The sequence below is a fragment of the Rhodococcus aetherivorans genome (genome assembly GCF_025722975.1).
Taxonomy (GTDB): domain Bacteria; phylum Actinomycetota; class Actinomycetes; order Mycobacteriales; family Mycobacteriaceae; genus Rhodococcus; species Rhodococcus aetherivorans.
The window spans coordinates 5583924-5605517 of record NZ_CP106982.1 but is presented as its reverse complement, the minus strand read 5'-3'; the positions used below and the strand labels follow the sequence as shown (position 1 = coordinate 5605517).

Genomic DNA, 21594 nt, shown 5'->3' with positions numbered 1-21594 from the left:
GGTCGTGACCTTGCGCTTGTTCGACACCGAATCGCGGGCCGTGCGGGATTTCGTTCCGCTGGTCCCCGGCCGGGCTTCGGTGTACCTCTGTGGCGCGACGGTCCAGGGTGAGCCCCACATCGGTCATGTGCGCAGCGGCGTCGCCTTCGACGTGCTGCGGCGCTGGCTCATGGCGAAGGGCCTGGATGTCGCCTTTGTGAGAAACGTCACAGACATCGACGACAAGATTCTGCGCAAGGCCACCGAGGCGGGCCGGCCCTGGTGGGAGTGGAAGACGACCTACGAGCGGGCCTTCGCCCGCGCCTACGACCAGCTCGGTGTGCTGCCGCCGTCGGTGGAGCCTCGCGCGACGGGTCACGTCACCCAGATGGTCGAGCTGATGCAGCGCCTGATCGACGCCGGGCATGCCTACGCGGCCGACGGGAACGTCTATTTCGACGTGCTCAGCTACCCCGAGTACGGCCGGCTGTCGGGCCACCGGATCGACGACGTCCATCAGGGGGAGAGCGCGGGCAGCGGCAAGCGGGATCCGCGGGACTTCACCCTGTGGAAGGCGGCGAAGCCGGGCGAGCCGTCGTGGCCGACGCCGTGGGGCCGCGGCCGCCCGGGCTGGCACCTCGAGTGCTCCGCGATGGCCGAGTACTACCTCGGCGAGTCCTTCGACATCCACTGCGGCGGAATGGATCTCGTCTTCCCGCACCACGAGAACGAGATCGCCCAGGCCAAGGCCGCCGGCGACGGGTTCGCGCGGTACTGGCTGCACAACGGCTGGGTCACGATGGGCGGCGAGAAGATGTCCAAGTCGCTCGGCAACGTGCTGTCCATCCCGAACGTGCTCGCCCGGGTGCGGCCCCAGGAGCTGCGGTACTACCTGGGCAGTGCCCACTACCGGTCCATGCTCGAATACTCCGACGCCGCGCTGCACGAGGCGGCGGCCGGGTACCGCGGCCTCGAGGCGTTCGTCCTCAAGACCCGGGACCGGGCCGGCGACATCCCGGTAGGAACGTGGACCGAGGAGTTCGCCGCGGCGCTCGACGACGATCTCGGCGTCCCGAAGGCGCTCGCCGAGATCCACGGCCGGCGCAGCGAGGGCAACAAGGCGCTCGACGCCGGCGACCTGGACACCGCGGTGCACATCGCCGCGCAGGTACGCGCCATGCTCGGCATCCTGGGGGTGGACCCGCTCGACCCGCACTGGGCCGAGGTGGCCGGCCGCGACTCGGCGGCCCTCGAGGCCCTCGAGGTGCTGGTGGCTGCCGAACTCGACCGCCGGCAGGCGGCGCGGGCCGCGAAGAACTGGGCGCTCGCCGACGAGGTGCGCGATCGATTGACGGCGGCGGGCATCGAGGTGACCGATACGCCGAACGGACCCGAGTGGTCCCTGAAAGCAGGGCAGTGATGGCTGGAAATTCTCAGCGACGAGGTGCGGTCCGCAAGGGCGGCACCAAGAAGGGCCAGGTCGTCGGGTCCGGCGGGCAGCGCCGCCGCGGCCTCGAGGGCCGCGGTGCCACCCCCAAGGCCGAGGACCGGCCGTACCATCCCGCCGCGCGGCGCGCCCGCGCCGCGGCGAAGGCCGCCGACAAGCGCGGCCGCAGCACCGCCGGCCGCAAGGGCGAGGACGGGCCGGAGATGGTGCTCGGCCGCAACCCGGTCGTGGAGTGCCTGCGCGCGGATGTTCCCGCGACGGCGCTGTACGTCGCGGTCGGCGCCGAGGCGGACGAACGCCTCAAGGAGGCCGTGCAGCGGGCCGGGGACGCGGGCATCTCGATCCTCGAGGTTCCGCGCGGCGAGCTCGACCGTCTCACCGCCAACGGCATGCACCAGGGCATCGGGTTGCAGGTCCCGCCGTACCGCTACGCCCATCCGGACGACCTGCTGGCCGTCGCCCACGACCACCACGAGCGGCCGCTGCTGGTGGCCCTCGACAACATCACCGATCCGCGGAACCTCGGCGCGGTGATCCGGTCGGTGGCCGCGTTCGGCGGGCACGGCGTGCTGATCCCGCAGCGGCGCAGCGCCGCGGTCACGGCGGTGGCGTGGCGGACCAGCGCGGGTGCCGCGGCGCGCCTCCCCGTCGCCCGGGCGACGAACCTGACGCGCACCCTCAAGGAGTGGCAGTCCCGGGGCGTCCGGGTCGTCGGGCTGGATGCGGGGGGCGACACCAGCCTCGACGAGTTCGACGGCACCGATCCGGTGGTGATCGTCGTCGGCTCCGAGGGCAAGGGACTGTCGCGCCTGGTCCGCGAGACGTGCGACTCGATCCTGTCGATCCCGATGGCCGGCGACGTGGAGTCGCTCAACGCGTCCGTCGCCGCCGGCGTCGTCCTCGCGGACATCGCGCGTCAGCGCCGCCTGCAGTAGTCCCGGATCCGCGCCGACGGTCGGCCGCGACACCCATCGAGGTGGCGGCCGACCGGGGACCACGCGGCCGGATGTTCCGGGGAACGGTTCCGTCCCCGACTGCGTCGAATCGGGTAGAGCGATCGACCGCGGACGGGGGACACATGGCACATCGAACCGAATTCACCGGACGGATCGAGATCGATCCTCCGCTGAACCGGCAGGAGATCGACTTTCTCGTCGCGTTCGCCGGCCCGGCGAGTGGCCCGCACCGGTCGCCCGCCGACGGACTGCCCAGGCGGGGGCGCCCGCTGTCGTGGTGCCAGTGGGTGCCCACCGCCGACGGCACCGCACTCGGCTGGAACGGCGGCGACTGCTTCTACTTCTACACGGAGTGGCTGGCCTACCTGATCGACACCTTCCTCTCGCGCCGGGCGCGGTTGCGCCGCGCGTCGCGGGGCCCGCGTGCGACGGTCCCGGCCGGATGCACGGGTTTCACGTTCGACCACGTGCTCGACGGCACGGTCGACGTCCGCACGCCGGCCGGCACGTTGCGACGAATCACCGTGCGGGACAATCGCGTCGAGGAACACCTCGTTGCGGGCCCGGGCCTCGCGGTCCGGTCGTCGAGCGATGCGGCGGTGTCCTGACCGGTCGCGGGGTCACCGCGTGAGGGTGGCGACGAACCGCACCCGGTGCCCCGGCTCGAGCTGCGCGGCGACGGGAAGATCGGCGGGCACGACGACGGCGATCACCGGGTGGTCGCCGACGACGGGGTGGTCGGCCAGGAACAGGATGGGGTTGCCGTCCGGGGGAACCTGCACCGAGCCCGCGACGGTCGGCTCCGGGCGGTCGGTCCCGCCCCGCGCGAGATGCAGCCTGCCCGGGCCGTGCAACCGGATCCCGACGCGGTCCAGTTGCGGCGTCACGGTCCACGTCTCGTGCAGCAGCGCGTGCACCGAACCGGCGCTGAACACCTCGGAGTGCCGGCTCAGACGCACACGCAGCATCGCCGGATCCTCGATCGGGGCCGGCGGCGGGATCTGCTCCTCGATGGGCAGCTCGCCCGCCAGGGTGCCGACCGGGAGCCGGTCGCCGTCCCTGATCGGGGCGGGGCCGGTCCCGGTCAGGGTGTCGGTGGATCGGCTGCCGTGGGTCTCGGGCACGTCGATTCCGCCGCGCACCGCCAGGTACGAGCGCAGCCCCCTCGACGGGCTGCCCAGCGCCAGCACGTCACCGTCGTCCAGCTTCAGCATCGCGTAGTCGGCCTCGGGGTGGCCGTCGACGGTCACCGGCACGCGGGCGCCCGTCACCGCGACGACGTTCTCGCCGATGCTGCGCACGGTCAGCCCGCCGGCGGCGACCTCGAGGGTCGCGGCGGCGGGCTCGTTGCCGACCAGCCGGTTGGCGGCGTCGTGCGCCGCGCGGTCGGCGGCGCCGGACGTGCCCAGCCCGTGGTCCCCGTGTTCCGGCCGGCCGCGGTCCTGGACGGTGGTGAACATCCCGCTGTGGACGACTTCGAGCCCCTGCATGGGGAAATTGTCCCCGGAACCGCGGGGGTGCCGGGAGCGTCTTCGCGAATCAGCTCGCCGCGGAGCAGGGCGGTTCGACGGCGGTGACCAGCGGGCCGCCGGCCGGAACCAGGGAGCCGACGGCCGAATCGAGGTTGTCGTGCAGATTCAGGCGGGAGCGGACCCCGGCCGCGGCGATCGTCCGGCGGACGCGTCCTGCCGGGGCGACGACGGCGACGGTGCCGGGATGGGCGGAGGTCGCGCGCAGGAGGATCGTGAGGCCCACCGCGCCGAAGAAGGTGACGCCGCCCATGTCGGCGACGAGGGCACGGCCGCGATGGGCGTTGTCGAGCGCGGAGCGCAGCAGGTGCGCGGTGGTCATGTCGATCTCGCCGGCGACCGAGAGCACGGCGTATCCGGCACGTTCCGACAGGGTGGCTCCGAAGGCCGGCGACGGTGCGGGGGAATCGGACGGAGTCTCGGGAGTAGTGGGGTCGATCATCGGCACGAACCTTTCGCTCGGGATGTCTCGACGCCGTGGATCCGACGCTGTTTCGCAAAAGCAAGCATGTCGCAGTTCGATAACGGCCCAGGACCGCGCTCCATAGCGAAATGATCTCGAAAAGATAGCGATGAGATAACGGAGACGGGAAAGGCCTGGCAGAGGAGGGGACCGGACTGCGCGGAACCGGCCGCTTCGCCGCCCGAAAATCGCTCGTGCCGGCCGCCGTGCTCCTGCTAGCGTCGCGGCACCGCCTCCTCCCGAGTGAATGCCGACCGCCGTGACCACCCTCGACCTGACCACCCGCCGCTTCGCGCCGCTGATCCTCCTCAACGTCGCCACCCTGCTGTCCGCCACCGGCAACGGCATCGTAGTCGTCGCGCTGCCGTGGCTGGTGCTCGAGCAGACCGGCCGGGCCACCGACGCGGCGATCGTCGCGGGCGCGGCCACCGTGCCGCTGCTGCTGGCAAGCCTGCTCACCGGCACCGTCGTCGACCGGTTCGGCCGGCGGCGCACCGCCGTGGTCTCGGATGCCCTCTCGGCGCTGTCGGTCGCGACGATCCCCGTGCTCGCGGCCACCGTCGGACTCTCGGTGCCCCTGCTCGCCGCACTCGCGGCGCTCGGTGCCGTGTTCGACCCGGCGGGCATCTCGGCGCGGGAGTCGATGCTGCCGGCGGCGACCCGCGCCGCCGGGTGGTCGCTGGACCGTGTCAACAGCCTCTACGAGGCGAACTACAACCTCGCCTACCTGATCGGACCGGGTGTCGGCGGTGTCCTCATCGCGGCGGTCGGTCCCGAGAACACCCTGTGGGTGACGTCGGCGTGCTTCGTGCTCTCCCTCGTCACCGTCGCCTTCCTCCGGCTCGAGCACGCCGGCCGGCCCGACCGGGCCACCCGGCCCGCCTCGCTGTGGGCCGGCACCCTCGAGGGGCTGCGGTTTGTGTGGCGCGACCGGTTGCTGCGCACGCTCGCGCTGGTCGACATGGTCATCATGGCGCTGTTCCTGCCGATCGAGTCGGTGCTGCTGCCCGCCTACTTCACCGGCCTGGACGCACCCGCTCAGCTCGGCTGGGTGCTGATGTCGCTGAGCATCGGTGGCCTGGTGGGTGCCCTGGCCTACGGCGCCTTCGCACCGCGCCTGCGGCGCCGCACCCTGATGCTCGTCGCGGTCACGGTGCTGGGCGCGGCGACGACCGGCATGGCGTTCCTGCCGCCGCTGGGGGTCCTCGTGCTGCTGGGCATCCTCATCGGCCTGGTGTTCGGCCCGGTGGGGCCGATCGGGAACTGGGCCATGCAGACCCGCAGCCCGGAGCACATGCGCGGCCGCGTCGTCGGCGTGATGACCTCGACCGCGTACGCGGCGGGCCCGGTCGGGATCCTGGTCGCCGGGCCCCTGATCGACGCGGCGGGTGTGCGGACGACGTTCTTCGCGTTGGCCGTGCCGATGATGTTCGTCGCCGCGGTGTGTTTCGCGCTGCCCGTCCTGCGGGAACTGGATCCCACCCCGGAGTCCCGTGCGGCCTACCGGCCGTAGCCGCCCCCGCCCGGCGTCTCGACCACGAGCACGTCACCGATCCCGACCTCGACGGAGTCGCAGCCGGCCATGTGGGTGACGGCGCCGTCGGCGCGCTCGATGCGGTTGCTGCCCAGCGCTCCCGGCTCGCCCCCGGCCATCCCGTACGGCGGCACGCGCCGGTGCCCGGAGAGTGTGCTGACGGTCATCGGCTCGAGGAACCGGAGCCGGCGCACGGCGCCGTCGCCGCCGCGCCACCGGCCGCCGCCCCCGCTGCCGTGACGAATCGTGAAGGCCTCCAGCAACACCGGAAGGCGCCACTCCAGTACCTCCGGATCGGTGAGCCGCGAGTTCGTCATGTGGGTCTGCACCACCGACGTCCCGTCGAACCCCTCGCCGGCGCCCGACCCGGAGCCGAGCGTCTCGTAGTACTGGTATCGCGCGTTGCCGAAGGTGACGTTGTTCATCGTGCCGGCGCCCTCGGCCTGCACCCGCAGCGCCGCGTAGAGCGCGCCGGTGACGGCCTGCGACGTCTCGACGTTGCCCGCGACGACGGCGGCGGGGAACTCGGGGGCGAGCATCGACCCGTCGGGGACGACGATGTGCAACGGACGCAGGCACCCGTCGTTGAGGGGGATGTCGTCGGCGACGAGCGTGCGGAAGACGTACAGCGCCGCGGCCCGCGTGACGGACGAGGGCGCGTTGAAGTTCGACGCGAGTTGCGGTGACGTGCCGGTGAAGTCGATCGTCGCCGAGCGCGCCCGCCGGTCGACGGTGACCCGCACCGCGATCACCGCACCGGAGTCCATCTCGTAGCGGTACTCGCCGTCGTGGAGGCGGTCGACGACGCGGCGCACCTCCTCCTCGGCGTTGTCCTGCACGTGGCGCATGTAGGCCTGGACGACGTCGAGACCGAAGTGGTCGATCATCCGGCCCACCTCGACCACCCCGCGGGCGTTGGCCGCGATCTGTGCGCGCAGGTCCGCGAGGTTGGTGTCCGGGTTCCGGGACGGGTACGGGCCGCCGGTGAGCAGCGCGCGGGTGTCGGCCTCCCGGAAGGTTCCGTTCTCGACGAGCAGCCAGTTGTCGAACAGCACGCCCTCCTCGCGGATGTCGTGGCTGCCGGAGGGCATGGAACCCGGTGTCGATCCGCCTATTTCGGCGTGGTGACCGCGGGAGGCGACGAAGAAGAGGATGTGCTCGCCGGACCCGTCCGGCCCGGGGCCGAAGACCGGCGTGATCACCGTGACGTCCGGCAGGTGGGTACCGCCGTGGTACGGGTCGTTGACCGCGTACACGTCACCCGGCTTCATCGACCCGTGCCGGCGGCGCACCACCTCCTGCACGCTCGTGCCCATCGAGCCGAGATGGACGGGGATGTGCGGCGCGTTCGCGATCAGGTTTCCGTCCGGATCGAACAGCGCGCACGAGAAGTCCAGGCGCTCCTTGATGTTCACCGACTGCGCGGTGGATTCGAGGGTGGTGCCCATCTGCTCGGCGATCGACATGAACAGGTTGTTGAAGATCTCGAGCATCACCGGGTCGGCGTGGGTGCTCACCGCGGTGTCGTCGTGGGCGTGCACCCGGGTGAGCACGAGATGGCCCTGCTCCGACATCGTCGCCGCCCAGCCGGCCTCGACGACGGTGGTCGAGTTGTCCTCCGCGACGATTGCCGGGCCGGCCACGGCGTCGCCGGGGGAGAGGTGTTCGCGGCGGTGCAGGGGGGCATCGCGCCACGCGCCGTCGACGAACATCCGGACGGTGCCGCGCGGCGGGCGGGTGGGCTCGGGTGCGCCGCTGTCGTCGCTGCGGCCGCGTCCGAGCCCGGACAGGTCGGGCCGGCGCGTCGCCCCGACGGCCTCGACCGCGACGGCATCGACGATCAGCGGACGGTCCATGAGGAAGGAGTAGGTGCGCCGGTGCACGGCCTCGAACTCCGCGGTCATCGTCGCCGGGTCGGCGAGCGCGACGGGCACGGACGTGTCGGTGCCGTCGTAGCGCAGGTGCGCCCGGAAGGCCACGTCGATGCGTTCGGGGGGCACGTCCTCGTCGAGCAGTTCCGCGCGCGCCGCGGCCTCGAGTTCGGCGGCGACGTCGCGCAGCCGCGGCATCGCCTCGGCGTTCAGTTCGACGACGACGGACTGCTCGCGCATCGCGGTGGTGTCCGCGAGACCCATGCCGAGCGCGGACAGGACACCGGCCAGCGGCGGCACGAGGACGGTCCGGATGCCGAGCGAGTCGGCCACCGCGCAGGCGTGCTGCCCGCCGGCGCCGCCGAAGGTCGTCAACGCGTACTCGGTGACGTCGTGTCCCTTCTGCACCGAGATGCGCTTGACGGCGTTGGCCATGTTCGCCACCGCGATCTGCAGGAAGCCGGCGGCGACCTCCTCGGGGCTGCGGTCGTCGCCGGTCGCCTCGCGGATCTCGGCGGCCAGGGCGGCGAACCGGGCCCGCACCGTCTCGTCGTCCAGCGGTTGGTCGCCGCCGGGACCGAACACGTGCGGGAAGTGCGCGGGCTGCACGCGGCCGAGCATGACGTTGGCGTCGGTGACGGTGAGCGGGCCGCCGCCGCGGTAGCAGGCCGGCCCGGGGTCGGCGCCGGCGGAATCGGGCCCCACCCGGTACCGGCTGCCGTCGAAGTGCAGGATCGAGCCGCCGCCGGCGGCGACGGTGTGGATGTCCATCATGGGGGCGCGCAACCGCACCCCGGCGACGACGGTGTGGAAGACGCGCTCGTATTCCCCGGCGAAGTGCGACACGTCCGTCGACGTGCCGCCCATGTCGAACCCGATCACCTTGTCGAACCCGGCCAGCGCCGACATCCGGCTCATGCCGACGATGCCCCCGGCAGGACCGGAGAGGATCGCGTCCTTGCCGCGGAAGTGCATCGCCTCGGTGAGCCCGCCGTTGGACTGCATGAACATCAGCCGCACGCCCGGCAGTTCCTCGGCCACGCGGTCCACGTAGTGGCGGAGCACGGGCGAGAGGTACGCGTCGACGACGGTGGTGTCGCCGCGCGGCACCAGCTTCATCAGCGGGCTGGCGACCGCGGACAGCGAGATCTGCCCGAAGCCGAGACGCTCGGCGAGCTCACCGATCGCGTGCTCGTGCTGCGGGTACAGATGGCTGTGCATGCACACCACGGCGACGGAGTCGATGCCGTCGTCGCGCACCTGCCTCAGGTCCCGCTCGAGCCGGTCGAGGTCGGGGGCACGCAGCACCGTGCCGTCGGCCCGGATGCGTTCGTCGACCTCGAGCACCCGCTCGTACAGCAGCTCGGGCAGCACGATGTTGCGCTCGAAGATCCGCGGCCGGTTCTGGTAGCCGATGCGCAGCGCGTCCCGGAAACCGGCGGTGATCACCAGGGCGGTCCGGTCGCCCTTGCGCTCGAGCAGTGCGTTGGTCGCGACGGTGGTGCCCATGCGCACCTGCTCGACGAGGTCGGTGGTGACGGGTTCGCCGGCGGGCACCCCGAGCAGCTCCCGGATCCCGGCGACGGCCGCGTCCCGGTACCGGGACGGGTTCTCCGACAACAGCTTGTGGGTGACCAGGGCACCGTCGGGCCGGCGGGCGACGACATCGGTGAAGGTGCCGCCGCGGTCCACCCAGAACTCCCAGCGCCCGGGTGTCCGGTCTCGTTCGCTCGCCTGCTCCGCTGTCGCCATGACAGCAGGTTAGCCACCGCGTGCGGGACGGCCCAGACCGCCGCACCCGGGCTCAGGCGGTGACGGCCGCGGCCCTGTCCGGGGCCGGCGCGGGCGCTCTGCGTCCGGTGCCGCGCCGGGTGCGGGCCGCGCCGATTCCGCGGCACACGAGATAGATGACGAACGCGATCGCCGTGATGAACGCCGAGACCGGCACGCCGGGCGCGAGGGCGAGCAGGATCCCACCGACCGCGGAGACCTCCGCGAAGATCACGGCCAGCACCGTCGCGGCGAGCGGGCCGCCGGCCACCCGGGACGCCGCGGCGGCCGGGGTGATGAGCAGCGCCATCACCAGCAGGGCCCCGACGATCTGCACGCCGAGGGCGGCGGTGATTCCGACCAGCACGGCGAAGACGATGGACAGCGCCCGCACCGGCACCCCGCGCGCGGCGGCGACCTCGGGGTCGGTGCTGGCGAACAGCAGCGGGCGGTAGATGACCAGCATGGTGCCGATGACGCCGACGGCGCAGGCGGCGAGCAGCGCGATGCCCGTGCCACCCGGCGCGACGATCTGGCCGGTGAGGAGGGAGAACGCGGCGCCGGTGCGGCCGTCGTAGGCCCACAGCAACAGCACGGCCAGACCGAGCCCGAACGCCATGACGACGCCGATGACGGAATCGCGTTCACGGGCGCGGGTGCCGAGGACACCGAAGAGGATGGCCGCCACCACCGCCCCCAGCACGGCGCCGAGTCCGACGGAGACGCCGATGATCAGGGCCGCGGCGGCACCGGTGAGCGAGAGCTCGGAGGTGCCGTGCACGGAGAATGCCATCTGACGGCTGATCACCAGCGGCCCGATCACGCCCGCGAGCAGGCCGAGGATCGCGCCGGCCAGCAGGGCCTGCTGCACGAAGTCGTACTGGAGCAGGTCGACGGTGGCCTGCACGTCGAACATCCGGCCCATCGCGTCGGTGAACTTGCTGCTCAATGCTGATCCTCGTGATGGTCGTGGTGGACGCCCTCGCCGGGGCGCAGCCCGCCGGCGCTGCCGAGCGCGTCGATGGCGTCGCCGGTGCCGACGACGACGAGACGGCCGCGGATCTCGAGGACCTCGACGTCGGTGCGGTACAGCTCGGAGAGCACCTCGGAGGTCATCACCTCGGCGGGGGTGCCGATGCGGAACTGCCCGTCGACGAGATACAGCACGCGGTCCACCAGAGGCAGGATCGGGTTGATCTCGTGGGTGACGAACAGGACGGCGGTGCCGTGTTCGCGGCGACGACGGTCGATGAGGGACGACACGAGGTGCTGGTTGGCCAGGTCGAGACTGAGCAGCGGTTCGTCGCAGAGCATGACCCGCGGGTCGCCGACGAGGGCCTGCGCGATGCGCAGCCGCTGCTGTTCGCCGCCGGAGAGGGATCCGATCGGGGCGTTGGCGTAGGTTTCGGCGCCGACCTGCCGGATCGCGGCGTCGACGGCGCTGCGGCGGGTCTTCCAGTAGCGCAGGCCGGTGCCCCAGCGATGGCCGTCCACGCCGAGCCCGACGAGGTCGCGGCCGCGCAGGGGCACGCCCTCGTCGAGCGACTTCTGCTGCGGCACGTAGCCGACGTGCGAGTTGCCCGTGCGGGCGGGCGCGCCGGCGATCGTGGCGGTGCCACCGCTGAGGGGTAGCTGACCGAGCAGGACCTTCAGCAGCGTCGACTTGCCCGCCCCGTTGGGGCCGAGCACCGCGACGAACTCGCCGGGCTCGACGGTGAGATCGAGGCCCCGCCACAGGACGCGGTCGCCGAAGGCCATGCGGGCGTCGCGGAGCTCGACCGCGGCGGTGCGGCCGGCGGGCGTCGCGGGCGCGCTCGGTGCCGCGGCGGTGCCGCCCGGTGTGACGTCGGCCGGTGTGGTCACGGGAGTGATGTCCTTGCCCTGCTCGAAGGGTCAGCGGGCGGCGTCGAGGGCGGCGGCGAGCGCCTCGGCCGTCTGCTTCTGCCACTGAATGTAGTCCACGCCCGCGGGCAGGGTCTCCACAACTTCGACGACGGGGATGCCCGCGGATTCCGCGGTCGCCCGCATGTCGCGGCTGACCTTGTCCTCGGTCTGCGGGTTGTGGAGCAGGACGGCGACCTGCTTGTCGAGGAGCAGCTGGCGGGTCGCGGCGATCGCGGCGGGCGACGGGTCGGTGCCGTTCTCGACGGCGTTGGTGAAGTCGGCGGGCGTCCGGTCCTCGAGCTTCGCGGACGTGACGAGGTAGTAGCCGATGGATTCGGTCTGCGCGACGGGGGTGTTCGCGTGCGCGGCGGCGATCTCGGCGGTCACGTCGGTGACCTCGTGCAGCTGCGAGTGGAAGGCCTCGGCGTTGGCGCGGTAGGTGTCGGCCCCGGCCGGATCCAGTTCGGCCAGCCGGTCGGCGACGGTGTGCGCGACGGCGTCGGCGGCGGCCAGGTCGTACCAGACGTGCTCGTTGATGCCGCTGTGGTCGTGCCCGGCGTGCGCGTCGCCTTCCTCGGCGGCATGGGTCTCACCCTCGTGGGTGTCGCCCTCGGGTGCGGTGCCGCCCGAGTGGTCGTGGCCGTCCTCGAGGTCGCTTCCGGTGCCGGACTCGAACAACGCGAGGGCGTCGACCGTGGCGGTGTCGGTTCCGGTGGACTCGAGGATGTCGTCGACGAACTGGTCGTAGCCGCCGCCGTTGTAGACGACGAGGGTGGCGTCGCTGATGGCGGCGGCGTCGGCGGGGCTGGCCTCGTACGAGTGCGGGTCGGCGGAGGGCTCGGTGATCAGCGACTGCACCTGGGCGCGGTCCCCGGCGACGGCCTGCGCGACCGAGCCCCACACGTTGGTGGACGCGACGATGCGGATCTCGCCGGAGCCGGTGCCCGCCCCGTCCCCCGAGTCGCTGCCGCAGGCGGCGAGGGTGAGCGCGGCGGCGCAGGTCAAGCCCACGGTCGCGGTGGCGGCGCGCATTCGGCGGGGCAGTCGCACGGTTCCATCTCCTGTGATCACGTTCGGCCGGAGGGCCGGGGAGGTCGCGGTTCCCACCTTATTGGAAACCGTTACCGTTCCACTTTAGCGGATGTCCGGATCTGCGCCCATCCGGCCCGATTCGTCGCCGCGGCGCGGACCCGCTACCGTCCGTTCATGCCCAGGTCTCGTCAGCCGCGTCCCCAGGCCACCCTGGCGTCGATCGCTGCCGAGCTGAAGATCTCCCGCACCACCGTCTCCAACGCCTACAACCGGCCGGACCAGCTGTCCGCCGAGCTTCGCGAGCAGATCCTCGAGGTCGCCAAGCGTCGCGGCTACGCAGGTCCGGACCCGATGGCCCGATCCCTGCGCACCCGCCGGGCCGGGGCCGTGGGCGTGCTGCTCACCGAGGCGCTGAGCTATTCGTTCCGGGACCCGGCCGCGATGAGCTTCCTGTCCGGCCTCTCCGAATCCTGCGAGGCCGCCGGCGAGGGCCTTCTGCTCATTCCCGCCGGACCGGAACGCGACGAGGAGGAGGCAGCGCAGGTCGTGCACGGCGCGGCGGTCGACGGCTTCGTCGTCTACTCGGTTCCGTCCGACGATCTGTATCTCGCCGCCGTCCTCGAACGGAACCTGCCCCTGGTGGTGTGCGACCAGCCCCGCGGCATCGCGAGCGCGCCCCTGGTCGGCATCGACGACCGAGGCGCGATGCGCCGGCTCGCCGAGCACCTCATCGCCCTCGGCCACCGCCGGATCGGGGTGCTGTGCATGCGACTCGGCCGCGACCGGCACGACGGTGTCGTCGACCCCGCCCGCTTCGAGTCCGACCGCTTCCACGTGCAGCACGAGCGGATCCTGGGCGTGCAGGAGGCCCTGCGCGTGGCCGGCCTCGACCCCGCGAGCCTCACGGTCGTCGAGCGCTACGCGCACACCGCGGAGGACGGCGCGTCCGCCGCCGCGCAGGCGCTGGCGGCGAACCCGGCGATCACCGCCCTGATGTGCACCACCGACGTCCTCGCGCTCGGCGCGCTGGCGTGGGCACGCAGCGCCGGCCTGGAGGTCCCCGGACGGTTGTCGATCACCGGCTTCGACGGGATCGGCGAGGCCCTGCGCGAGGGGGTGACCACCGTGCGCCAGCCTCAGGAGGAGAAGGGCCGGCGCACCGGCGCCCTGCTCATGGCCGCGCCGTCACACTCCGGGGTCGCGACGGTGGAAACCCTTGCGACGGAACTGCTCATCGGCCAGACCACCGGCGTGCACGACGAGACGTCGATCTACGCCGAGTGATCGACGACCGACAGCGTCCGATCCGCCTCCGCCGGCGCCGCCGCGAGCAGCTGGGCGCACCGCAGCAGCCCGAGGTGGCTGTACGCCTGGGGATGGTTGCCGAGTGACCGCTCCGCCACCGGGTCGTACTCCTCGCTGAGCAGCCCCGTGGGCCCCGCCGCGTCGACGAGCTGTGCGAACAGCGCCTCCGCCTGCGGACGGGCGCCGACGAGGAGATATGCCTCCACCAGCCACGCCGCGCACAGGTGGAAGCCGCCCTCGGTTCCGGGCAGGCCGTCGTCGTGCAGGTAGCGGTACACCGTCGAACCGCTGCGCAGCTCCGCCTCCGTCGCGACGACCGTCGCGTGGAACCGCGGGTCCTCGGGGTCGATGAGCCCGGACAGGCCGATGAACAGCGTCGCCGCGTCGAGATCGGTGCCGTCGTAGGCCGCGGTGTAGGAGCAGACGTCCTCGTTCCAGCCCTTCTCCAGCACCTCCTCCGCGATCTCGGCGCGCAGCCCGGCCCAGTTGTCGCCGGCGGTGCGCCCGAACTTCTCGGCCAGCGTCAGCGCGCGGTCCACGGTCAGCCAGCCCATGACCTTCGAGTACACGTGGTGGCGCGGGTTGTCGCGGATCTCCCAGATGCCGTGGTCGGGCTCGAACCAGCGGCATTCCACGGCGGTGACCATGGCGCACACCAGCTCCCAGTCCCGGTCGGTGAGGGCCTGATCGTGCGGGACGCCGCGCTCCTCGCGGCGGTGCGCCAGCGCCGAGATCAGGTCCACGATCGGACCGAACACGTCGAGCTGGACCTGCTGGCTCGCGGCGTTGCCGACCCGGACGGGCCGGGAGCCGGCGTAGCCGGGCAGCGTGTCGATGACGGCCTCGGGCGGCAGCGCGCCGCCGGCCAGCGTGTACAGCGGGTGCAGGCGCTCGGGACCCGGCACGGTGTCGAGCACCCGGTGCACCCAGTCCAGATAGGCATCCGCCTCGGCGAGCGACCCGACGCTCACCAGGGCATGCGCGGTCAGGGCGGCGTCACGGAGCCAGCAGTAGCGGTAGTCCCAGTTGCGGACGCCGCCCATCTCCTCGGGCAGCGACGTGGTCGCGGCCGCCATGATGGATCCCGTCGGTGCGTGCACGAGGCCGCGCAGAGTCAGCGCCGACCGCTTCATCAGGTCCCGCTTGAGCGGCGGCAGGTCCAGGCCCGCCGCCCACTTCCACCAGTACTCCTCCGCGGACGCGCGCCGCTGCACCTCCGCGACGGGGTGTGGGCCGATATCATCGGTGCCGCAACGGAATTCGAGGATGATGTCGCTGTCGGACGGATCGACGACGGCGTGCGCGGTCTGATGGGCGCCGTCGGTGGTGATGTTCCACTCGACGCCGGGGGAGCGCAGCACGTACGGCTCGTTGAATCCGAGTACCCGCAGGCCGTCGGCCACGGGTTCGAGCCCGACCTGGCCCTGTCCGAACTCGGGGCGCGGCGCGAACGTGACCACCGCCTTGGCCTTGCCGGTGATGACCCGGGTCAGGTCGGTGCGGCCCGGTTCGACGTCGTGCGGAAGGTAGTCGATCACCGCGAGGCTCGCCCAGCGGGTCACCGCCGTCATGGTGCCGTCGATGTAGCGCTGGCTCAGGGGCAGGGCCTCCCGGCTCGGACCGATGGTGAAGTGCCCGGCCGGTTCGCCGCCGAGCAGATGCGCGAACACCGCCGCGGAATCCGGCTCGGGGTGACACAGCCACGTCACCGTTCCGTCCGGCGTCAGCAGCGCCTTCGAGCGCGGGCTCGCCAGCATCGTCAGCCGCTCGATCGGGCAGGCCTCCGCGCCCGAGAGCCACGTGCGGCGCTGGTCGAGCAGGAACGCCAGCGCGGCCGCGACGTCCTCGACCGTGCCGATCCGGTACTGGGCGGCGGTCTCGCCGTCCCCGACCTTGACGCCCACGTCCGGGCCGTGGAGGGAGGCGAAGGCCTTCTCGTCCGTCACGTCGTCGCCGAAGAAGACCGCGGCGCTCGCCGATTCCTGGTGCCGGATGATGTCCAGCGCGTGGCCCTTGTCGGTGGGCACGACCGCCAGCTCGATGACGGCCTTGCCCTCGGTGACCTGCACACCCGGGTGCCGGGCGAGGTCGCCGCGGACCAGCGACAGTGCCAGCTCGGCGTCGGCCGGGTCGGCGTTGCGCACGTGCAGCGCGGCACTGGCCGGCTTCGCCTCGACGTGCACGCCGTCGTAGCGGGCGGCGATCGCCTCGAGCTCGGCGACGATATCGCGCAGCAGCTGCCGGGCGTCGCTGTCGATGGCGTGGACGAAGCCGATGTCGAACTCCGAGCCGTGGCTGCCGACGAGCTGCACCTCGGCGGGCAGGCGGGACAGGGCCGCGAGATCCTTCAGGGCGCGACCGGAGATCACGGCTGCGGCCGTGGACGGCAGGCCGGCGAGCGCGCGCAGGGCGCGGACCGACTCGGCGTTCGGGAACGCCTTGTCCGGATCCGAGACGATCGGCGCGACGGTACCGTCGTAGTCGGAGGCCACGAGGAGCCGCGGGGTCCGCGCCAGCGCGACGAGGGCGCGGCGCAGGTCGATCGGGAGGTCTTGGGCGCTCACTCACTCAAAGGTAGGTGATCCGGCGCCCGGCGTCGTCTCCCCTGTCCGGTTCGGGACGTGTTTCCCGTTACAGTTCCGCTCCTCGCGGCGCAGGTCAGCCTTCCTGGACCGGAATCGAGGCCGGACGCTGCGATCCGTCGCCGAGCAGCAGTTCGACGGTCAGCTCCAGCCGGCGCGCGACGTCGGTCGCGGACGAGCGCCGCGTCAGCCACGCCACGAGGTTCGACAACCACACGTCGCTGATGACGCGGGCGATCGCCAGTTCCTCCTCGGTGGGCTCGCCCTCGTTCATCGCGCGGGCGAAGAGCCGGTCCATGAGCAGGCCGACCTGATCGACCTCGGCGGCGGCCGAGGCGTCGGCGAACATGAACGCCCGGGTCATGGCTTCGGTGAGCAGCGGGTCACGTTGCATCGCCTTCGTGATCAGGCTCAGGATCAGTTGCATCCGCTCGAGCGGCGTGTGGCCCGGGGGGATCTTGCCCTTGCCCTCGATGCGCGCGAACTCGCGGCCGAGGGCCGAGACGAGCAGGTGCACCTTCGAGGGGAAGTACCGGTACAGGGTGCCGACGGCCACGTCGGCCTTCTCGGCGACGGAGCGCATCTGTACGGCCTCGTACCCACCCTTGGAGGCGAGCGCCAGGGTGGCGTCGAGTATCCGCTTGCGCCGTTCCTTCTGGGCGTTGGAACTGAGATCGTCCTCGGTGAGGGCGGTCAGAGTTCCGCCGCCGGTGGAACGTGAGCGGGACGATGTCGTCATCGAGATGTCTTCCTCTGCCTTGACTCTGAACCGGCTGTCATATTAGAACACGTTCTAGGCATCGTGTCATTCCCGAAAGGCGGAAACCCGCTGTGAGCATTGCCACCACCGAGGAACAGCAGGCCGCGCAGGCCTCTGTACAGGCCTGGGCGCGCGCCACAGCGCCGATCCAGAACCTACGCGAACGACCGGCGACCATGTGGCGGCCGGGGTGGGAATCGCTCGCCGACCTCGGAATCTTCGCCGTCGCCGTGCCCGAGGCCGCGGGCGGCGCCGGCGCCGGCGTCGTCGACCTGGCGACGATGCTCGAACAGGCTGCGCACCACCTCGCGACGGGCCCCGTCCTTCCCACCGCCCTGGCCGCGCTCGTCTTCGGCCGCGCCGCCGGCACCGACGGCGCCAAGTGGACGGAACTCCTGGCCGAGGGCGCCCTGCCGACCGCCGTCGCATTGGACGGCGCGCTCACCGCGACGACCCGGGAGGGCGGGTACGACCTCGACGGCGACGCGGGCCCGGCGCTCGGCGGCGAGCCGGGCGTCGCGGTCCTGGTCCGCATCGGCACCGACGGCGGGACCGAACGCTGGGCGCTGCTCGACGCCGACACCCCCGGACTGAACCTCGAACCCCTCGACACCCTCGACAAGTCGCGGGCGCTCGCCCGCGTGCGGCTCGCCGGCGTCGCCGTCACCACCGACCGGGTCGTCTGCGTCCCGGTAGGCCTGGTGCGCGACCTCGCCGCCACGCTCGCCGCCGCCGAACTCGCCGGCGTCGCCGGCTGGGCCCTGGCCACGGCCGTCGAGTACGCCAAGATCCGCGAACAGTTCGGCAAGCCCATAGGCTCGTTCCAGGCGATCAAGCACCTGTGTGCCGAGATGCTCTGCCGTACCGAGAAGATCCGCGCGGCGGCCTGGGACGCCGCCGTGGCGGCCGACGCGGCCCCGCACGAACTGCCCCTGGCCGCGGCCGTCGCGACCGCCGTCGCCCTCGACGCCGCCGTGCAGAACGCCAAGGATGCCATCCAGGTGCTCGGTGGTATCGGCTTCACGTGGGAGCACGACGCCCACCTGTACCTGCGCCGCGCCGTCGTCACCCGTCAGTTGCTCGGCGGCTCCGCCGCCTGGCGGGCCCGGGTCGCCGGCCTCGCCCGCTCCGGCGCCCGCCGTCACCTCACCGTCGACCTGAGCGCCTTCGACGACGAACGCGTGCGCATCCGTGCCGAGATCGCGCAGCTCCTCGACCGGCCCGGACCGCAGCGGCGGGCCGCGCTCGCCGAGGCCGGGTTCCTGGCCCCGCACTGGCCGCCGCCGTACGGCCGGGGCGCGCACGCCGCGCAGCAGATCCTCATCGAGGAGGAACTCGCGGCCGCCGGCGTGGACCGGCCCGATCTGGTGATCGGGTGGTGGGCCGTGCCCACCATCCTCGAGCACGGCACCGCCGAGCAGATCGACCGCTTCGCCCTGCCGACCCTGCGCGGTGAGATCGTCTGGTGTCAGCTGTTCTCGGAGCCGGGCGCCGGATCCGACCTGGCGTCGCTGCGCACCGCCGCGGAGAAGGTCGACGGGGGCTGGCGCCTGCAGGGGCAGAAGGTGTGGACCTCGCTGGCCCAGGAGGCCGACTGGGCGATCTGCCTGGCCCGCACCGACCGCGACGCCCCGAAGCACAAGGGCATCACCTACTTCCTCGTCGACATGAAGTCCGCGGGCATCACCGTCTCGCCGCTTCGGGAGATCACCGGCGACGCGCTCTTCAACGAGGTGTTCCTCGACGGCGTGTTCGTCCCCGACGAGTGCGTCGTCGGCCCGCTCGGCTGCGGGTGGAAGCTCGCCCGCACCACGCTCGCCAACGAACGAGTCGCGATGAGCGGCGGATCCTCGCTGGGGAAGGCGGTCGAGCAACTGCTGGACCTGGTGGCACCCGGCGACTCGGTCGCCGAGGACCGGATCGGCGGGCTCGTCGCCGAGGCCACGGCCGGGTCGCTGCTCGAGCTGCGGACCACCCTCGCGCAGCTCGACGGTCAGGACCCCGGCCCGGCGTCGAGCGTGCGCAAGCTGATCGGCGTGCGGCAGCGCCAGGACACCGCGGAGCTCGCGATGGATCTCGCCGGTGCGGCCGGCTGGGTCGAGGGCCCCCTCGCGCGCGAGTTCCTCAACACGCGCTGCCTGACGATCGCCGGCGGCACCGAGCAGATCCTGCTCACCCTCGCGGCGGAGCGCCTGCTGGGCCTGCCGCGCGGCTGACGGGTGCTTCCACCCGCCCTGCCGAGGTGATACAACTAGAACACGTTCTAATCGAAGGTGGAAACGTGGACTTCGCTCGTGACGACACGCAGGAGGCCGTGGCCCAGGTCGCCGTCGACCTGCTCGCCCGCGACCTGAGGCCGGACGAACTGTGGCGCGCCCTCGCCGACGCCGACCTCCTCTCCCTCGCCCTGCCCGCGCGGCTCGGCGGCGACGACCTCGGCGTCGCCGAGGTCACCGCACTGCTCACCGAGATCGGGCGACGTGCCGCACCCGTCCCCGCCCTGGCCACCCTCGGCTTCGGTGTGCTGCCCGTCCGGATCCTCGCCGCCGACACGCAGCAGGACGAGCTGCTCGCGGGCGTCGCCGACGGCGCCGTCCTCACCGCCGCCCTCGCCGAGGTCGGCCGCGCCTTCCCGGCGTCCCCCGCCGCCACGGCGGTACCCGACGGCGAACGCCACGCCGTCACCGGGCACTTCGTCGGCGTGCCCTACGCGGCGACGTCGCGAAAGATCCTGGTGCCCACCGACGCCGGTGTGATCGCCGTCGAACCCACGGCGCCGGGCGTGACCCTGACCGAGAGCCCGTCGTCGGCGCACACCCCCGAGTGCTCCGTGCGGCTCGAGTCCGCGCCGGGCCTGCTCCTCGGCGACGGCGCCGACCCGGCCGCCGACGTCGCCGTCCTGTACCGCCTCGCCCTCGCGGCGGTCGGCGCCTACGCGGACGGACTGCTTTCGGGCGCAACGCAGCTCACCGCACAGCACGTGAGCACCCGGCACCAGTTCGGCAAGCCGCTCGCCGCCTTCCAGGCGGTGGCCCAGCAGATCGCCGACGTCTACGTCACCTCCCGCACCCTGCACGTCGCCGCGCTCGCCGCGGCCTGGCGGGTCGCGCAGGACGCCCGCAGCGCCGCCGCGGACGACGACCTCGACGTCGCGGCGTACTGGATCGCCACGGAGCTGCCGCCCGCCGTGCGCGTGCTGCACCACCTGCACGGCGGTCTCGGTGTGGACGAGACCTATCCGCTGCATCGCTATTCCTCGACCGCAAAGGATCTGGCGCGTCTGCTCGGCGGCGCCTCGTACCGACTCGACCTCGTGGGGGCCCGGTGTTCATCGATCTGACCGACGAGCAGCGTGCGCTGCAGGCGGAACTGCGACGGTACTTCGGGGACCTGATCTCCCCCGAGGAGGCCGCGATCATGCGCACCGAGCGCCACGGCCCCACCTACCGGGAGGTCGTGCGCCGGATGGGCAAGGACGGCTGGCTCGGCGTCGGCTGGCCCGTCGAATTCGGCGGCCGCGGCTTCGGTGAGGTCGAGCAGCAGATCTTCGTCAACGAGGCCGTGCGCGCCGACGTGCCGCTGCCCAGTGTCACCCTGCAGACGGTCGGGCCGACCCTGCAGGTCTACGGAACCGAGGAACAGAAGCGGAAGTTCCTGCCCGCCATCCTCGCCGGCGAGGTCCACTTCGCGATCGGCTACTCCGAGCCCGACGCCGGGACCGACCTCGCCGCACTGCGCACCACGGCCGTGCGCGACGGCGACCACTACGTCGTGAACGGGCAGAAGATCTTCACCACCGGCGGCCACGACGCCGACTACGTCTGGCTTGCGGTGCGCACCGGCAGCGCCGGCTCGAGGCACCGCGGCATCTCGATCCTCATCGTCGACACCAAGGACCCCGGCTTCGGCTGGACCCCCATCATCACCTGCGACGGCGCGCACCACGTCAACGCCACGTACTACAGCGACGTGCGCGTCCCGGTCGAGATGCTCGTCGGCGAGGAGAACGAGGGCTGGAGGCTGATCACCACCCAGCTCAATCACGAACGCGTCATGCTCGGCCCCGCCGGCCGCGTGGGCGGGCTCTACGACCGGGTGTTCGCCTGGGCCCGTTCCCGGGACCTGCTCGGCGAACCCGACGTGCGGCGCGGGCTCGGCGAGATCCACGCGACGTTCCGGCTCAACGAACTGCTCAACTGGCAGGTCGCCGCCAGCGAATCCGAGGCGGTCGACATCGCGGACGCGTCGGCCACCAAGGTGTTCGCCACCGAACGCATCCAGCGTGTCGGCCGGCTCGCGGAGGAGATGGTCGGCCGGTTCGGGGATCCCGGCGACCCGGAGACCGCGGACCTGCTGCGCTGGCTCGACATGCAGGTCAAGCGGAACCTGGTGATCACCTTCGGCGGCGGTGTCAACGAGGTGATGCGGGAACTGATCGCGACGGCGGGCCTGGCCATGCCCCGGGTCCCGCGGTGAAGGGGG

General features: G+C 72.3%; 16 protein-coding genes. 8 read left to right on the top strand and 8 right to left on the bottom strand.

From position 1 onward, the window contains the following. Positions 1 to 4: 4 nt before the first annotated feature. The 3 genes from cysS to OCS65_RS25625 all read left to right on the top strand — a co-directional run bounded on the left by cysS (position 5) and on the right by OCS65_RS25625 (position 2990). Entirely contained in the window at positions 5 to 1399 is a 1395-nt protein-coding gene (cysS, locus tag OCS65_RS25635) for a cysteine--tRNA ligase (protein WP_029540772.1), read from the top strand. Next, the gene (gene rlmB, locus OCS65_RS25630; RefSeq protein ID WP_029540775.1) at positions 1399 to 2361 is read left to right on the top strand and encodes a 23S rRNA (guanosine(2251)-2'-O)-methyltransferase RlmB; all 963 of its coding nucleotides are present in this window, start codon (positions 1399 to 1401) and stop codon (positions 2359 to 2361) included. Before cysS ends, rlmB begins: the two co-directional genes overlap by 1 nt. 143 nt (positions 2362 to 2504) lie before the next feature. Further along, positions 2505 to 2990, top strand: coding sequence for a hypothetical protein (locus tag OCS65_RS25625; protein ID WP_029540778.1), 486 nt, complete (start codon positions 2505 to 2507; stop codon positions 2988 to 2990). A gap of 12 nt (positions 2991 to 3002) precedes the next feature. On the opposite strand, the gene OCS65_RS25620 is transcribed toward OCS65_RS25625, so the two are convergent. After that, a complete protein-coding gene (locus OCS65_RS25620; RefSeq protein WP_029540782.1) occupies positions 3003 to 3872 on the bottom strand; it encodes a 5-oxoprolinase subunit C family protein in 870 nt (289 codons plus the stop codon). A gap of 49 nt (positions 3873 to 3921) precedes the next feature. Continuing rightward, positions 3922 to 4353: an STAS domain-containing protein gene (locus OCS65_RS25615; RefSeq protein WP_029540784.1), complete on the bottom strand. Its 432-nt coding sequence runs from the start codon at positions 4351 to 4353 to the stop codon at positions 3922 to 3924. Between the two features lie 268 nt (positions 4354 to 4621). Between OCS65_RS25615 and OCS65_RS25610 the strand changes: the two genes are divergently transcribed. Further along, positions 4622 to 5887 (top strand): MFS transporter, encoded by a 1266-nt coding sequence (locus OCS65_RS25610; protein ID WP_168579035.1) that lies wholly within the window; start codon positions 4622 to 4624, stop codon positions 5885 to 5887. Here the strand turns inward: OCS65_RS25610 and OCS65_RS25605 are convergent. From OCS65_RS25605 to OCS65_RS25590, 4 genes are all read right to left on the bottom strand, one after another. Beyond that, the gene (locus tag OCS65_RS25605; RefSeq protein ID WP_263508042.1) at positions 5875 to 9531 is read right to left on the bottom strand and encodes a hydantoinase B/oxoprolinase family protein; all 3657 of its coding nucleotides are present in this window, start codon (positions 9529 to 9531) and stop codon (positions 5875 to 5877) included. The two genes, OCS65_RS25610 and OCS65_RS25605, sit on opposite strands and share 13 nt — an antisense overlap. A gap of 52 nt (positions 9532 to 9583) precedes the next feature. Further along, positions 9584 to 10498, bottom strand: a complete 915-nt coding sequence (locus OCS65_RS25600; protein WP_006943426.1) for a metal ABC transporter permease — start codon at positions 10496 to 10498, stop codon at positions 9584 to 9586. Further along, positions 10495 to 11307: a metal ABC transporter ATP-binding protein gene (locus tag OCS65_RS25595; protein ID WP_202917110.1), complete on the bottom strand. Its 813-nt coding sequence runs from the start codon at positions 11305 to 11307 to the stop codon at positions 10495 to 10497. The genes OCS65_RS25600 and OCS65_RS25595 overlap by 4 nt, the downstream gene beginning before the upstream one ends. A gap of 135 nt (positions 11308 to 11442) precedes the next feature. Next, a complete protein-coding gene (locus tag OCS65_RS25590) occupies positions 11443 to 12483 on the bottom strand; it encodes a metal ABC transporter solute-binding protein, Zn/Mn family (RefSeq protein ID WP_029540796.1) in 1041 nt (346 codons plus the stop codon). Positions 12484 to 12639: 156 nt separating this feature from the next. Between OCS65_RS25590 and OCS65_RS25585 the strand changes: the two genes are divergently transcribed. Next, entirely contained in the window at positions 12640 to 13749 is a 1110-nt protein-coding gene (locus tag OCS65_RS25585; protein WP_263508040.1) for a LacI family DNA-binding transcriptional regulator, read from the top strand. Here OCS65_RS25585 and otsB read toward each other — a convergent pair. Both otsB and kstR read right to left on the bottom strand, forming a co-directional pair. Continuing rightward, on the bottom strand, positions 13737 to 16334 hold the full coding sequence (gene otsB / locus OCS65_RS25580) for a trehalose-phosphatase (RefSeq protein ID WP_043797602.1): 2598 nt from the start codon (positions 16332 to 16334) through the stop codon (positions 13737 to 13739). The genes OCS65_RS25585 and otsB overlap by 13 nt on opposite strands. 94 nt (positions 16335 to 16428) lie before the next feature. Then, positions 16429 to 17091, bottom strand: a complete 663-nt coding sequence (gene kstR / locus OCS65_RS25575) for a cholesterol catabolism transcriptional regulator KstR (protein WP_100057622.1) — start codon at positions 17089 to 17091, stop codon at positions 16429 to 16431. A gap of 92 nt (positions 17092 to 17183) precedes the next feature. Between kstR and OCS65_RS25570 the strand changes: the two genes are divergently transcribed. The 3 genes from OCS65_RS25570 to OCS65_RS25560 all read left to right on the top strand — a co-directional run bounded on the left by OCS65_RS25570 (position 17184) and on the right by OCS65_RS25560 (position 21588). After that, positions 17184 to 19328, top strand: a complete 2145-nt coding sequence (locus OCS65_RS25570; protein WP_231772039.1) for an acyl-CoA dehydrogenase family protein — start codon at positions 17184 to 17186, stop codon at positions 19326 to 19328. A 65-nt stretch (positions 19329 to 19393) separates the two neighbouring features. Further along, on the top strand, positions 19394 to 20452 hold the full coding sequence (locus OCS65_RS25565) for an acyl-CoA dehydrogenase family protein (RefSeq protein ID WP_231772038.1): 1059 nt from the start codon (positions 19394 to 19396) through the stop codon (positions 20450 to 20452). Beyond that, positions 20437 to 21588, top strand: a complete 1152-nt coding sequence (locus OCS65_RS25560; RefSeq protein ID WP_263508035.1) for an acyl-CoA dehydrogenase family protein — start codon at positions 20437 to 20439, stop codon at positions 21586 to 21588. The genes OCS65_RS25565 and OCS65_RS25560 overlap by 16 nt, the downstream gene beginning before the upstream one ends. Positions 21589 to 21594 lie beyond the last annotated feature (6 nt).